The 14,858-nt window shown below is 49.1% G+C and carries 10 protein-coding genes; 8 read left to right on the plus strand and 2 right to left on the minus strand.

The annotated features are described in order from the left end of the window. Nucleotides 1-5 precede the first annotated feature (5 nt). Together B9Y77_RS05565 and B9Y77_RS15920 are read right to left on the minus strand one after the other, a co-directional pair. Nucleotides 6-1,526, minus strand: a complete 1,521-nt coding sequence (locus tag B9Y77_RS05565; protein ID WP_085490780.1) for a Na+/H+ antiporter NhaC family protein — start codon at nt 1,524-1,526, stop codon at nt 6-8. A 3-nt stretch (nt 1,527-1,529) separates the two neighbouring features. After that, on the minus strand, nt 1,530-1,703 hold the full coding sequence (locus tag B9Y77_RS15920; protein ID WP_170861482.1) for a hypothetical protein: 174 nt from the start codon (nt 1,701-1,703) through the stop codon (nt 1,530-1,532). Between the two features lie 139 nt (nt 1,704-1,842). Here B9Y77_RS15920 and B9Y77_RS05570 point away from each other — a divergent pair, with 139 nt between their 5' ends. From B9Y77_RS05570 to B9Y77_RS05605, 8 genes are all read left to right on the plus strand, one after another. Then, nucleotides 1,843-3,141 (plus strand): DUF1565 domain-containing protein, encoded by a 1,299-nt coding sequence (locus B9Y77_RS05570; protein WP_085490781.1) that lies wholly within the window; start codon nt 1,843-1,845, stop codon nt 3,139-3,141. Between the two features lie 152 nt (nt 3,142-3,293). Continuing rightward, a complete protein-coding gene (gene thiC, locus B9Y77_RS05575; protein ID WP_085490782.1) occupies nt 3,294-4,910 on the plus strand; it encodes a phosphomethylpyrimidine synthase ThiC in 1,617 nt (538 codons plus the stop codon). A 41-nt stretch (nt 4,911-4,951) separates the two neighbouring features. Beyond that, complete coding sequence (locus tag B9Y77_RS05580; protein ID WP_085490783.1) at nt 4,952-6,724, plus strand: AAA family ATPase; 1,773 nt, start codon at nt 4,952-4,954, stop codon at nt 6,722-6,724. A gap of 21 nt (nt 6,725-6,745) precedes the next feature. Beyond that, the gene (locus B9Y77_RS05585) at nt 6,746-8,140 is read left to right on the plus strand and encodes a class I SAM-dependent methyltransferase (protein ID WP_085490784.1); all 1,395 of its coding nucleotides are present in this window, start codon (nt 6,746-6,748) and stop codon (nt 8,138-8,140) included. A gap of 40 nt (nt 8,141-8,180) precedes the next feature. After that, the gene (locus B9Y77_RS05590) at nt 8,181-9,335 is read left to right on the plus strand and encodes a LysM peptidoglycan-binding domain-containing protein (RefSeq protein ID WP_073423167.1); all 1,155 of its coding nucleotides are present in this window, start codon (nt 8,181-8,183) and stop codon (nt 9,333-9,335) included. Nucleotides 9,336-9,462: 127 nt separating this feature from the next. After that, complete coding sequence (locus tag B9Y77_RS05595) at nt 9,463-11,511, plus strand: sensor histidine kinase (protein ID WP_085490785.1); 2,049 nt, start codon at nt 9,463-9,465, stop codon at nt 11,509-11,511. Next, on the plus strand, nt 11,508-12,230 hold the full coding sequence (locus B9Y77_RS05600) for a response regulator transcription factor (RefSeq protein ID WP_244536424.1): 723 nt from the start codon (nt 11,508-11,510) through the stop codon (nt 12,228-12,230). Before B9Y77_RS05595 ends, B9Y77_RS05600 begins: the two co-directional genes overlap by 4 nt. Then, a complete protein-coding gene (locus B9Y77_RS05605; protein WP_085490786.1) occupies nt 12,223-14,751 on the plus strand; it encodes a PQQ-binding-like beta-propeller repeat protein in 2,529 nt (842 codons plus the stop codon). Before B9Y77_RS05600 ends, B9Y77_RS05605 begins: the two co-directional genes overlap by 8 nt. Nucleotides 14,752-14,858: the final 107 nt, after the last annotated feature.

Genomic DNA, 14,858 nt, shown 5'->3' on the forward strand with positions numbered 1-14,858 from the left:
CGGAGTTATTCGCCTTTTTTCTTGGCACGCTTTTTAAGCAAGACAAGCGTACCGAAGGTCACTAAAAAGCCGAACAAGAGCGAAAGTATTGCGCTACGGGTAAAGCCAGCAACAATGTAGGTGACAAATGAAATTGCCGCCACTATAAATACATACGGGATCTGCGTATTGACGTGATTCACGTGGTTGCATTCCGCACCAGCACTAGCCATAATCGTCGTATCCGAAATCGGAGAGCTATGGTCACCGCAAACGGCACCCGCCATGCAAGCCGAAATCGAGATGACCATAAGGCTGTAATCCACGCCGCCAAACGCCGCGACGACAATCGGGATGAGGATGCCGAATGTTCCCCAGGAAGTTCCCGTTGCAAAAGCGAGGAACGCCGCAATCACAAAGATAATCGCCGGCATAAAGTTCATGAATCCAGCGGCACCGCCCTTCACAAGACCTGCTACAAATTCCTTCGCACCAAGCGCATCCGTTGTTCCCTTAAGCGTCCAAGCCAAAGCCAAAATCAAAATTGCAGGAACCATCGCCTTGAAGCCATCCGGCAAGCAAGCCATGCAGTGACCGAAACGCAAAACGCGACGAACCATGTAAAAACAAACCGTAAAAACAAATGCGCCAAACGAACCAATCGCAAGACCAACAGACGCATCGCTAGAAGCAAACGCATCGACAAAGCCCTTTGCCGCATCGCCTGATGCAAAATAACCACCCGTATAAATCATGCCGAGAACACAGAAAACAATCAAAGAAGCAATCGGCATCACAAGGTCCAAGACTCTGCCTTTTGTCGATGTAAAATTCAAGTCTTCCAGATTTCCGCCGACAGCGTTTGTATGCATTTCATGCTTTTTCATCGGACCGATATTCACATTCCAAACGACAACCAAGAACAACGTAAGAATCGTCAACAACGCATAAAAGTTAAACGGGATTGCCTTGATGAAAAGCGTGAGTCCATCCTCACCTTCCACGAATCCAGAAACCGCGGCAGCCCACGAGCTAATCGGTGCAATAATGCAAATCGGAGCCGCGGTAGAGTCAATCAGGTATGCGAGTTTTTCATGGCTCACCTTGAAGCGGTCTGTTACCGGGCGCATCACGCTACCCACCGTAAGGCAGTTGAAATAGTCGTCGATAAAAATCAAGATGCCAAAGCAAATCGTTGCAATCTGCGCACCAATTTTTGACTTGATATGCGTCTTAGCCCAGTTGCCAAAAGCGGCAGAGCCTCCTGCCCTGTTCATGAGCGCAACCATAGCACCCAACATAACCAAGAACACGAGAATGCCCACGTTATAAGGGTCAGCAACCTTTGCAATCAAGCCGTTCTTGAAAACAGCATCAAAGAATCCCGAGCCAGTCCCCTGGCAAAGAAGAAGTCCTCCGACAATGACGCCTAAAAAAAGTGACGAGTAAACTTCTTTACTCACAAGGGCTAAAATAATTGCGACAAGAGCCGGCACGAGAGCCAAGAAAGTACCATAAGCCATTATTGAATTTGTGGCCTGTTCCATAAATTACTGTTCCTCTGGATTTAAGGATTTGAGCGGATTTTTAATCCCTGCATTTTCCAATTTTTGCAAGACTTCAATAGCGTAATCAATCGCATCCAAGGAATGCGAGCTCGCATACATTCTCAGGTCAGAAAGCGCATAGATAGCCCTCTGGTTGTTCATCTCTTTTTCCGACATGATTTTTATCCTTTGATTGTTTATAAAACTACTCTAGGTAATCTAAATATTATTTAGCGAATTCAAACAACAATACCAACATGATACTCCATTTTTAGAAATCATTACTATATTTCAAGCATCTAATAAGGAGAAAATAATGAAATCCATTAAAATTTTAGCTACAGTAGCAGCGTTTTGCCTCGTAAGTCAATCGTTCGCAACAGATTGGTACGTAAGTCCAAGCGGCAAGAACAAAAACGAAGGAAAATCTCCATCCGCCCCGCTCAAAAACATCTGGAAAGCCATTGAACTCGCTTCTAACGGAGATGTCATCCGCGTGGCAGCTGGCAATTACAACGGACAAATGAAGCAAGGGTGGATCAAGCTCGACAAGCCTGTGTCCATCATCGGTGGCTACTCGGACGATTTTTCCAGTCGCGATGTTGTTAAAAACAAGACTTTATTCCAGCCGACGAACGAAATGAACGGCACCAAAGGCCAAGGAATTCTGCACCTCAATTACAAGGGAGCTAATTCGAAGGTCGTCATCGATGGATTCATTTTTGACCAAGGCGAAGCCAACAGTTACCACCCGGTTGAAGGCAAGCCAGAAGGCGTCGAAACCGGCATGTGGCTTGAACCTCCGTCCAAGGGAAATACCACCTTCCCCTCCCTTAACAACTACAGCCTCTACGGTGAAAACTCTGAAGGCGACCTTACCATCCAGAACTGCGTCTTTGTAAATGCCGGTAATATTGCATTGAACTTAAACCATGTCGCAGGCAAGGTCAAAGTTTTGAACAACATTTTTATCGCTAATAGAATCGTTGGCGCAAACGTACAAGCCAAGCAAAATAAAGTCGATGCCGTCGATTATGAATTTGCCTACAATACTGTGATGTTCACCTGGACTCGCACCAAACTGTTCGAAGACATGGGCTACGGCGTACGAGCCAACACAAACTGCATTACCCGAATCCATAACAACATTTTAGCCCTCAATATGATGGCTGGATTTGACAACACCAAGGGTGACCCAAAATCAAAGAAGGTCTATCTCGACAAGAACGCATTCATCCTGAACAAGAAGGGTGACGTCACTGTTACCGTGAGCCCGAACATCCTTTGGCTTAACGTCGCCGATGGTGCATTCGAAGACTTAGAAGACGCACCGAGCATTCAGAGCCTCAATGGAAACATTTCCATTAGCGATCCTAGCATTTTCAAGGGAAAAATCAACCAGGCTTACTTGGAAGGTTTCTTAAACGCAACTTACACAGAACAAGCTTCGTACAATGAAAATTCCCCGGCAAACCTTTTCAGAGCCGCTATGGGTCTCAACAAACAGGGTTCCATCAAGTCTAAGGTATCTATGTTCATGAACAAGTACCCGATGGAAGAAGCTCTAGCCCTCTTTGGACTAATGGAAGGTTACGGCGCTCAAAAGCAAAAGTAATCCAGAAAACTTGCAAAATAGGCACCTCAATCGAGGTGCTTTTTTTATACCGGCTACAATGTTCTATATTATAGGCGGGGTGCCTGCACTCAATACGCGGGCTGAGATTATACCCCTTGAACTTGGTTCGTAATTGAACAAAAGGAACGAATATGTCTGAATCCAACGGCTTCTTCAAGCCTTTTCCGCAGTCTCGCAAGATTTATGTCCCCGGCAAGATTTTCCCGGATTTGAAAGTCGCCATGCGCGAAATTTCGCTCGACGACCCGAAATGCCCTGTGCTCCCTGTTTACGATACGAGTGGCGCTTATGGCGACCCCGACAAGACAATTGATGTAAAGAAAGGACTTGAACGCATCCGTGAACCGTGGATCCGCGAACGCCTGGAAAAAGACGGCGCCCACAAGACTCAGATGCAGTACGCCCGCGAAGGCGTCATCACTCGCGAAATGGAATACGTTGCCATCCGCGAAAACCAGAAGATGGACGAAATTTTTGGCAGCAACGGTGATGCCATCACACCGGAATTCGTGCGCAAGGAACTCGCCGAAGGCCGCGCCATCATCCCTGCCAACGTGAACCACCCGGAATGCGAACCGATGATTATCGGTCGCAACTTCCTCACAAAGATCAATTCCAACATCGGGAACTCTTCTGTCGCTTCTTCTATTGAACAGGAAGTCGAAAAGATGGTTTGGTCCGTGCACTGGGGTGCCGATACGGTGATGGACCTCTCGACCGGCAAGGACATTCACGAAACGCGCGAATGGATTTTGCGCAACAGCCCGGTACCTATAGGAACCGTGCCGATGTACCAGGCACTCGAAAAGGTAAACGGCATCGCTGACGACCTCACGTGGGAAGTGTTCCGCGATACGCTTATTGAACAGGCCGAACAGGGCGTCGACTACTTTACGATCCACGCAGGACTTTTGCTCAAGTACATTCCGTTTGCCTTGGAACGCACGACAGGCATCGTGAGCCGTGGCGGTTCTATCATCGCCCGCTGGTGCATGGTCCACAAGCAAGAGAACTTCCTCTACACGCACTTCGACGAAATATGCGACATTCTCGCGAAGTACGACGTTTGCGTTTCTTTGGGCGATGGTCTTCGTCCGGGTTCCATTGCAGATGCAAACGACATGGCACAGTTCTCCGAACTCGATACGCTCGGCGAACTCACCGAAATCGCATGGAAGAAGGGCGTTCAGGTCATCATTGAAGGTCCGGGTCACGTGCCGATGCACAAGATTCGTGAAAACATGGACCGCCAGATTGAAATGTGCCACAACGCACCGTTCTACACGCTTGGCCCTCTCACGACAGATATCGCTCCAGGTTACGACCACATCACATCCGCCATCGGTGCAGCCATGATTGGCTGGTTCGGTACCGCCATGCTCTGCTACGTGACGCCGAAGGAACACTTGGGCCTCCCGGACAAGAACGACGTGCGTGAAGGCGTGGTGACATACAAGCTCGCCGCCCATGCCGCAGACCTTGCCAAGGGCCACTTTGCAGCGCACTTCCGCGATGACGCGCTTTCACGCGCCCGTTTCAGCTTCCGCTGGAACGACCAGTTCGCGCTTTCGCTCGACCCAGAACGCGCCGTAGAATTCCACGATGAAACGCTCCCGGGCAACAACGCAAAGTCCTCGCACTTCTGCTCGATGTGCGGTCCGAAGTTCTGCTCGATGCGCATTTCTAAAGACATTCAGGAATACGTAAAAACCGGCAAGCTCGACCCGAATAGCGACCCGCTGAAGTAAACTGAAACTCACCAAACCACTCGAGAGAATTGGAGGTGTCCATGGAAAACGGAAAGAAAATTCTTAACGACTTCGTAAAGAGCAAATTCGCCGACCAGAATGAACTGAAGAAGGCTTTGTTCCAAGCAGGCGTTGCCGCGCTTGACGAAGGCTGGACGTTCATGGACGCCACATTCCAGCTCGGCGGCAAAGCTCGCGACGAGGGGCTCTCGGCAGACGATGTCGAGAAGATTTTGCGCAACGCCTTCTCTGAAGAAAAACGCCGTACCGAACGCGAAGCCGAACAAAAAGCGGCCGCACAAGCCGCAGCGCAACCCGCACAAGCTCCACAGGCCCAAGCAGCCCAAGCCCAGCCGGGCATGGCTCCAGGCTACGCCGCCATGGGCCCAACCGTCATCTCGCCCATTTCAGCAACGATGATGCAGCAGATGATTGCGCTCGGTCTCGACAACCAGTCTCTTGAGCTGTTGCAGAACTTCAAAATTGACCCCGAAGCGCTCTCGATTCCATGGCCCGCCCCTGACTGGCGCAAAGACTTTGCAAAGCTCTTAGCAGCAACGTTCAAACCCGACGAAACTGTTGAATTCAAAATTTCGAACACGCCTTCGGGTTCTCGCGAAATCGTCTCAAAGATTATCGCACAAGACGAAGCGCTCAAGAAAATCATGAAGCAGCTCGACGGTCCGGACGGAGCGCTCCTCACGATTAACGCTGTGAAAGGCGGCGCCGATGCCACCGACGAAAGCTGGCATTACCGTTACGTTGTCGTAGACAACCCGAAGATGACGCTCGCCAAACAGCTCGCTTACTACAAGGCCTTGAACCTCCCCTGCGCCGCCCTTGTGAACACGGGCGCAAACTCCGTGCAGGCGTGGATCAAGATTGAAGCGCACGACCAGGAAGAATACAAGGAACGCGTAGACTTCCTTTTCCAGACGCTTGAATCGCAAGGCTTTAAAGTCGATGACGGAAACCGCAACCCAAACCAGATGGTCCGCATGCCAGGCGTGCTCCGCAACGGCAAGCAGCAGTACCTCATCGCTTTGGAACAAGGTGCCAAGAACTTCACGGATTGGCGCGAATGGGCGGAATACTCTCTCGACGGAAAACCGCTCGTAGAACTTGCAAGCGATAGCGAAGAAGCTCCGAAAAAAGATCCTTGCATTATTGAAAACGTGCTCCGCGCTGGCGAATTTTTCTTGTTCACAGCCCCGCCGAAAAGCGGAAAATCGCTTGCGCTCATGGACATGGCGCTTTCCATATGCCACGGCGAAGACTGGCTTGGCAACACGACAAACGAAAACGATGTTCTGTACATCAACTTGGAACTCACCAAGTCCGTGTTCCTGAACCGTCTCTTTTTGCTTGGCGAAAAGCGCAATCTCCAGCCTAACACGCCCAAATTCGGTTTCTTAAACCTCCGCGGCACAGCGCTAACACCGCTCGAAATCGCACAGCTTATCGCGAAGCGCATTCAAGGCGCCAAGAAGCTCGAAAATCACGATTACAAGGTCGTCGTAATCGACCCGATTTCTGCCGTTTTGCACAACCCGAAGTCTTCAAGACTCAGTGGCTCCCCGCACCAGATTTTGATGCAGATGGTCGATTCGATTATCGCCCTCACGGGTTGCGCCGTCGTAACTTCCACGAATTTCAACGAATACCCCTACCTTGAATCCCGCGCCGATAGCGTCATTTCGCTCACGCCGGTTGAAGGTAGTCTGAACACGTACCAGATTAAAGGTTCGTTCCGCGAATTCCCGAAGACACTCGCCCGCGAATGCTCCTGGATTTATCCTAGATTTGTAGTTTAAACATTCAACACGATTATAAAGATGTACAAACAGAACAATCGTTTTTCACGCCGCTCCGAAGGGAGCATTGCCCGTAACACCATGGGCAACAGAATCGGCAAACCCCTCGCCGGAGGCAAGTTCCACGCTTCCAGAAAATCCGATGTCCGCAAGGACGATGAACTCGACGAAAAGAAGCCTAAGGCAGAAAAGCCTGTTGTCCGCAAGATTCTTTCGTTCGACGACATCAAGACCCAAGTTGCCGCTTGGATGGAAAACGATCGTATTCCGGGAAAGTTGCAGGCATGGTTTACCGCCGATGCAACACCGGAAAACTCCGACTGGAGAATCATCAAGGAATACCACGGCGCCCAGGAAAACCTGGTCATTGACGCACCGTCCCGCGACATGAAGCCGCTCGAGCTCGTGAAGCGCGTCCTGGAGCAGCTCCACAAAGAACATTTGCGCATCTTCAAAAAGGCTTTGCGCCAAATCTGGTTCCGCGCCACAGGCGACGGCCGCTTTGCGCTCCTCGTACAAGTGAATGTCAAAGGCAAGATTTCGGCCCATGGCTACAAGACGTTCGTCGACTTTATCGAACGCAGCTGTCCCGAAGTCATCAGCTGCCACCAGATCCAGTGCTTGCCGGATCGCCTCTTTGACCCCGCCGATGCTCAGGGCATGAAGGTCGAATCCAAGTGCTCTTTCGGCAGTAGCTTTATGCCGATTGCCTCGACTGGCTTTAGCATGCACGTCCTCGACTGGACGCCGCGCATCAAGGATGCATGGCTCAACCTCCCCGTGCGCATCAAGGACGCCATCCACCCGAACCGCGAAGACCGTTTCTTCGAATTCTGCTCGGGCCCGTCTTACGTTTCTGCTTCGCTCGCCCCGTTCTTCAAACAGGTCGAAGCACTTGACTGCCGCGAATCCGCCATGCAGTCTTCTAAGCTGAATATTCGCAACCTCGCCACGCAGAACATGCGTTTCCACCGCAGCCATTTGGACGCCAATTTCGTCTCGAAATTCTTCTCGAAGAGCGATAACGCCGAAGGCCGCTGGACGTTCTACCTCAATCTGAGCGCAAACGACACGTTGACATCGGAAATGATCCTCACACTCGCCGGTTCCCGCCCCGAACGCATCCTTTTGCAGACCGGGAATCTCGAAACCGCCTCCAAGGCCATCAAGGCTTTCCGTAACGAGGGCTACATGCTCCGCAAGAACATCCCGCTTTACATGGAACCGGGTCGCGGAACTTTCGAAATTCTCTTCTTGTTCGTGCCGGATAGAGTAGGCATTTTGGGCCAAAACCCCGCCCTTGCACACCGTTCACGCAATATCCAACGCCCGAAAGAACGCCCCATGCGTTCAAATTCGTCGGATATTCCTCATTTTGTGCAAAAAACGCCCACTTTTAAGCAAAGAAAAGATTAAATTATTTAACATAACACCAAAATTTTGCTTAGGGAATAGTATGCGATTTTTAAAATGTGCTTCGATCTGTCTTGGTCTTTCAGCTCTGATTGCATCTGCCTATGTGGTCAAAAAAGGCGATACCCTCTGGGACTTGAGTGCCGAATTTTTAAACGATCCGTTCGCATGGCCGGACCTCTGGGAAAATAACAGGCACATTGAAGACCCGCACTGGATTTATCCGGGCGACTCCATTTATTTAGGCGATGGCATCGATGAAGGTTACCGCCTCCCGAAAACAAGACCGTGCGAAGCCGCAGTCGCCGATTCCAACTTGCCGAAGGGGATCAAATCCGTAGGCTGTGACGAAAAAGACGCCCGCAGTGGTGAATTCGAAAACATGCTCGGGAATCTCCGCGACAAGGACAAGAAGCACAAGAAGAAAAAACTTGCCGACACTTACCTTTATAAAAAGCGTCCGGCACCGAAGATTTTCAACGGCTACTACCAGATTCTCGCCCCCGAAATCTATACGCTCGATTCCATCAAAAAGGACAAGAGATTCTTCTCTATCCGCTCTGGAGAAAAAAAGGAACCGATTATCCACATTCCGGAATCAGAAGTTGTCGTAGGCATCGGACGTAAAACGAACGCCGACCTCAAGAAAGGTGACCTCGTCGAAATTCTTGACGCACGCGCTATCGAAGTGCCCGCAAACAAGGGCAAGAGCTATGATAACTTTGCATTGGTAAGGCTCACGGGATACGCAAAGATTACCGCTATTGGCGATACTCTTTCGAGAGCAAAGATTGTCCAAAGCTTTAGGGAAATCAAGCTCGACCATGCCAAGGCACGTTTAAAACAGCCGCTTAACATTTTGAACGTAACCGGCTACACCGCAGTCCCCGAAGCCAAGATCGAAGAAATGGCAATGCTTCGCTATACCATGGATCCGATGCTCATCATTGGCGCTTATGCCTATGTCATGGTAGACAAAGGTACCAAACAGGGATACAATACCGGCGATGCCATTGCCATCTGGGAAGAAGACAAGTCCGATGCAGGTCTCCCACCGAGACTCCTTGGACGCGGAATCATCGCAAGAGCTACCGACAACGAATCTACAGTTCTTGTTCGTGAAGTCTATTCGAACAGCCGCCGCATTGAAGTTGGCCACAAGGTTTCTATAACCCATCAAGCAAACTTGGCCCAGTGACAAAGAACTTATTGATTATAATCGGCATAGCAATTTCACTTCTAGCCATCCTCATGGCTGGGAGTGTTCTTATTATCCATTATCCTGAATTGTCGGCACATATTCCATTTTAAGGAAATGGACGCCAATGCGGATATCTCGTAGCAACCTTCTTTTTCTTTCCTTTTTTGCAGGAGGAATTGTCTTACCGACGGCAATCCTCTCGTTCTTGAGTGTAAGGAACATCCAGAACGAAGCTTTTCTTGCACAAAAGAACTTTAGCGAAAGTGTAGCGACATTCCGCGAAGAATGTGAATCGACCATCAGCAAAGAACAAAGCAAGATATTCCAGGAAGTCAAGTCCGCTTCGCTGTACCTTTACGAACAGCCGCATAGCCTACTCGACTTTGGAAATGCAACGCAGTTCAAGACAGTAAACGGCATCGAGGCGATGTTCCTGTACAACAACGGAACGCTCATCTACCCCGATATTTCGTCCAAGCATTTTTCGAAGACTTCAGACTACTCGAACAGCATCGCCAGTCCATTTGAAAAAATGCTTTTCCGCGAAGAGGTCAATACCGCCATGCCGCAGCCGGCAAACCTCACGCGCTCCGCTCGTCAGCTGCGATTTTCATTCGATTCAATCGACGACCAGATCCAGAACATCCTGGGACTGGTTCGCATTGCTTACAAGACCAAAGACTACGACGAAGCGCTCCGTCTTTTGAATATCCTCGAGGAGCACCCACACCAGCAGGGCTACCTCCATTCAGACTTGACCCGCTCCGTCAACTTGCTGCACTTTGAAATTCTCGTCGCACAAAAGAAGCACAAAGAAGCCGAAGACTACACGATTGCAGTCTTAAACCAGTTTTTGCAGAGCGAGAACATCGAGAACCTCCCTTCGGCAAAGTTCTTCTTCGAAACCGCATTTACCCAGATTCTTTCTTTTGAAAACTTAAGCCAGGAAAAACGCGAAGCGTTCTGGAATTTGCGCGAGAACTTCAACCGCCAGCTCGGCTACATGGACATTTTCTTTAGCAACAAGGATATCGTCCAAGCACTCTTGAACAAGGAAACGACTTCCAAGAGCGGCATCGACATCATGAGCGACAACAAGTCGACGTTCATCAAGATGAGCTACCCGATCCTCTCAGGCGACCAGGTGGTGCTAGCCAAGGTAAACATCGATGAATACCGCGAGCGCATGCGTTCCAAGCTCAAGACTTCGGCTCAAGGGTGGAAAAACATCCCTTACTCCATTACCGAAGGTTCTGACAAGACACTTATCCTCGGCCATGTTTCGGACAGTTCCGCCGTGATGGCTCAGATCATTTTAGACAAAGTCATTTCTTGGAATTTGACCTTATACGAAAAAGGTCTCAGCGAAATCAAGAAAGAAACGCGCAAGCGCATGTTCCTCATGTATGGGCTTTTGTCGTTCTCGCTGATTACAGTGTTGCTCGGTTCCATCGTGATGTTCCGATTCCTCACGCAAGAACACAAGCTCCTTGCCATGAAGGCGAACTTTCTTTCGAGCATTTCGCATGAACTCAAGACCCCGCTTACCTCCATCAAGATGTTTGCCGAAATGATGGCTCGCGGACGAGTCCAAAAAGTCGAGAAGGTGCAGGAATATTCGGGTCTTATCGGCAAGGAAGCGACACGTCTGGAAAACTTGATAGGCGCCATTTTGAACTACACACGCATGGAACACGGCAAAGGCGGTTTCCATTGGGAAAAGCTCGACTTTTCCGCCTGCGTGCAGAAAGTTTTCGATAACGTTGAAGACATTGGCGTCGAAAAAGGACTTTTATTCCATACAAAACTTGAGCCGAACCTATTTGTCATTGGCGATTATACAGCCCTTTACAGCTTGGTTCAAAACTTGATTGAAAATGCGATCAAATACACTAACGCTCCGGGCGATATTACCATAACGGTCGCCCCCGACGAAGACAGAGTCGTTTTCTCCGTGGCGGATACCGGTATAGGCATCCCGTCTTCGGAACAAAAAAATATATTTAATGATTTTTATAGAGTCGGTGACGAAATGACCCGCAGCACAAAAGGCTCCGGACTTGGGCTAGCCATCGTGAAACGCGTGGCAGAAACACACAAGGCAACCATTTCTCTCACCAGTAAACCCGGCAAAGGTTCCACCTTCACCGTACGATTCAAAAAGGCAGAATGATTATGCAACAACACAGAATTCTCATTGTTGAAGACGAAGAAATCATCCGGCTTGGGCTCCAGGACAACTTCGAGCTCGAAAACTACGAAGTCGAAACGGCATGCGACGGCGAAGAAGCTATCGCAAAAACGGACTCGTTCCAGCCACACTTGATTTTGCTGGATGTGATGCTCCCGAAGAAAAGCGGTTTTGAAGTCTGCCGCATCATCCGCAAGAAGCATCCGGAATGCATCATCATCATGCTCACGGCAAAGACCGAAGAAACGAGCAAAGTCGCAGGGCTCGACATGGGTGCCGACGACTACGTGACAAAACCGTTCTCGATTTTGGAACTTTTGGCACGCGTGAAGGCGTTCCTCCGCCGAATCGACTTGCAGACGCAAGCAAGTCCGGCAAAGCAGCTTGCCTCCGTCGATGCCATTGACTTTGCAGACATCCATCTGGATTTCAAAAAATTCGTTGCCACAAAGGGCGGTGTTCCGCTGGAACTTTCCACAAGGGAATTCCAAATCCTCAAGTATTTCTGGCAGCGCCGTGGCGAAGTTGTATTACGCGAAGACTTGTTGCAAGATCTTTGGGGCTACACGCCGGATAACATGCCCTCCACACGCACGATTGACAACCATATCGTGAACTTGAGGCGCAAACTCGAAGACGACCAGGCAAATCCAAAAATTATCCTTTCTATCCGTGGAGCAGGCTACAAGTTCGATGCGTAATCTTGGGCTAAAAGAAAACATATTCAAGGCGTGGATTCTTACAATCCTCGCCCTCTGTTCGCTGTTTTCTAGCCAAGCGCTCGCAAGCAAGATGGCTTCGCAACTCCAGGAAGCCATCTACCTCTTCGAGATGAAAGGGGATGTCGATGACGCCATAAGGCTGCTCGAAAAGATATCCCGACAGGGCGATGCCGATGACAAGGAATTTGCCTTTTTCTATCTCGGCAAAATTTACGATTTAGGGAGCAACAAGGCTCAGGCAAACCATTTTTATAGCCGAAGCCAGGCGTTTACCCAGAATACAAGCAAATCTTATTGGCTCGCCCAACGCGACGCAGCCACGAGTTTTGCCCCGGAAAGGCTCCTGCAAAAGACCATTCCGCTCCGCAGCCCCATCCGTAAATTCTTCGATGGAAAAAATGCCAACATCCTTTTCGAGAACGGTCATATCGCCAAAATCGAAAGCGGTATGATTATCGAAATCGCCTCAAAGCTCAACGAAAACGAGCACCTGCTGCAAATCAATGCCGACGGGATGTGGTTCCAGAATCCGACTCGTGATTCGCTCTTTTACAAGCCACACAACGCTCCTAATCAAGAAGTTTCTTTCGAAGTCAAGAATATTTCCCAATTTACAGCCACAAGCAATAACGCCATCGCCATCACAGACAAGGGCTTTTCCATAATCGACCGCAAAGGTTCTATCGTCAAGGGAAACACCGATTACGCCTCTTGCCAGCTCATAAACGATCAATTTATCAACGACAACTTTATTTTCAACTGCCCCGATAACGCACTCCACTTTGTTTCTGCAAGTACCGCCACAGAAACGTTTACGATTGCCCTATACGACATCATCCAAAAAGTATTCGTCTTCAAAAACCTCATATACCTAGTTTCCGGGAACGAACTGTTCTGCTATTCGCTGCAAAACACAAAGAACCCGCTCTGGAAAGTTGCCATCGGAAATATCGAAAGCCTCCAGAATTTTGAAAACAACATAGTCACGCTAGAAGCTTCTGGAAAAATTACCCTGTACAACAGAACGACAGGCGCCATTCTTTCAAGCGTCCGGGCTAACGCTTCAAACATATACACACTCGCACAAGGCACCCTCGGACTGTTTTCAAACGAAGGTTCCGTCATTACCGTCGATACTTTGCTCCGCCCGCTATGGGGGTTCAATTTTGCCAAAGCCCCCATGACTCAGCCCGTCGCCAAAAGACGTTTTATATACGTTCCTTTCGACAACAAAAAAATCTACGCCATCGACGCCCATTATTACGGTCAACGCCCACTATTCTCAAGCAAGCTTGCTTCACAGGCTGTACACTTAGCCAAGAGAAATCGTTGGGATAACATTTCCCCCATTCTCGATTCCATCATCAAGAACGAGCCAGGCAATGCCGAAGCACATTTCCTCAAGGCGTTTAACCTCGAGCGGAAAAAGTCGTCCGAAAAAGACCGACAGAAAGCATGGGCAGAAGCCGTAAGGCTATCTACAGGCAGCCCACAAATTGCTCGAATCGTCTTAAAGTATTACCGAAAAGTCATCGGAGCCACATTTGCAAGCCAACTCAGCGTTTCCCCGAAAACGCTATACCCTCAATTACTGGGTTCTAAAAAGAACATCTACACGGTAGACCCCGCCACCGAGCAGCTAATCTGCATCAATGCCGAAACAGGCGAACAGCGCTGGAGCAAGTACATCGGTAAAATCGGTAACGCCCCCGTCATCCAATCCGACGAGAATTCCATCGTGATATCAACGGGCTACCAGATGAACATTTACGACATGAACAAGGATTCGTTCAACAAGCCATTACAGCTGCCCGGCAAGGCTTTTAACTTTACCATAAGCGGGGACTACATTTACGCAGCCACTTGGAACGGATTCTTGCTCAAAATTTCCCGTAACACCAACAGCATTGTCTGGTCGCGCAAAGTTTATTCCATGCCATTCCATGTTGTCAAGCTCAACCGTACGTTACAACTTTGCAACCTTGATGGGGAACTGACTCGCCTCAATGACGATAATGGGCTTACCATAGATAATACTACAAACAAAATCCAGGTCAATATCACCGCCATGGAAGGTATCGATTCGACATTGGTTCTCGTTTCCAGCACAAACAAGCTATTCCTGCAGAATACAAAGCGCAAGGAATTCAGCCCCATACAAGTGCTCATGGAATATCCGATTATCTCGATGCAGGTGCTACGCGACCAAAACGAGGACAAAATCATCATCTCGCTTGCAGACCAGTCGATTCTCCTTTATTCGAACATCGGGACTCCTCTTTGGAAATTCCAAGGGAAAAAATCCATTTTCTCCAAGCCTTTTATCTACGATGGAAAAGCGTGGATTGACCAGGGTAGCGAACTTATCGCCATATCTATCAAAACTGGCAAGATCGTAAAGACATTCAACACGCCAGGCGGCGCGGGTACCCCCTTCATTTTGAACCACGCCTTGTTTACAGCCTCCCCCAAGCACGTTCTTTACGCGTTCCCCCTCTAACTTGGAGTATGGTAAACTAAATTTTAGTGGTCATTTTTGCAAAATCTCACTACATTTAGCAAGTTCGTTTTTGCAGGATAACCATGACCGCTAATTTCAAAAAAATA

Origin of the sequence: Fibrobacter sp. UWB13, from assembly GCF_900177805.1 — a bacterium.
In the GTDB taxonomy this organism is placed as follows: domain Bacteria; phylum Fibrobacterota; class Fibrobacteria; order Fibrobacterales; family Fibrobacteraceae; genus Fibrobacter.

What these genes read in the sequence shown, in the direction of transcription:
- thiC (WP_085490782.1), top strand. Translation starts at nt 3,294, where the DNA reads ATGTCTGAATCCAACGGCTTCTTCAAGCCTTTTCCGCAGTCTCGCAAG.
- B9Y77_RS15920 (WP_170861482.1), bottom strand. Translation starts at nt 1,703, where the DNA reads ATGTCGGAAAAAGAGATGAACAACCAGAGGGCTATCTATGCGCTTTCT.
- B9Y77_RS05570 (WP_085490781.1), top strand. Translation starts at nt 1,843, where the DNA reads ATGAAATCCATTAAAATTTTAGCTACAGTAGCAGCGTTTTGCCTCGTA.
- B9Y77_RS05580 (WP_085490783.1), top strand. Translation starts at nt 4,952, where the DNA reads ATGGAAAACGGAAAGAAAATTCTTAACGACTTCGTAAAGAGCAAATTC.
- B9Y77_RS05605 (WP_085490786.1), top strand. Translation starts at nt 12,223, where the DNA reads ATGCGTAATCTTGGGCTAAAAGAAAACATATTCAAGGCGTGGATTCTT.
- B9Y77_RS05565 (WP_085490780.1), bottom strand. Translation starts at nt 1,526, where the DNA reads ATGGAACAGGCCACAAATTCAATAATGGCTTATGGTACTTTCTTGGCT.
- B9Y77_RS05595 (WP_085490785.1), top strand. Translation starts at nt 9,463, where the DNA reads ATGCGGATATCTCGTAGCAACCTTCTTTTTCTTTCCTTTTTTGCAGGA.
- B9Y77_RS05585 (WP_085490784.1), top strand. Translation starts at nt 6,746, where the DNA reads ATGTACAAACAGAACAATCGTTTTTCACGCCGCTCCGAAGGGAGCATT.
- B9Y77_RS05600 (WP_244536424.1), top strand. Translation starts at nt 11,508, where the DNA reads ATGATTATGCAACAACACAGAATTCTCATTGTTGAAGACGAAGAAATC.
- B9Y77_RS05590 (WP_073423167.1), top strand. Translation starts at nt 8,181, where the DNA reads ATGCGATTTTTAAAATGTGCTTCGATCTGTCTTGGTCTTTCAGCTCTG.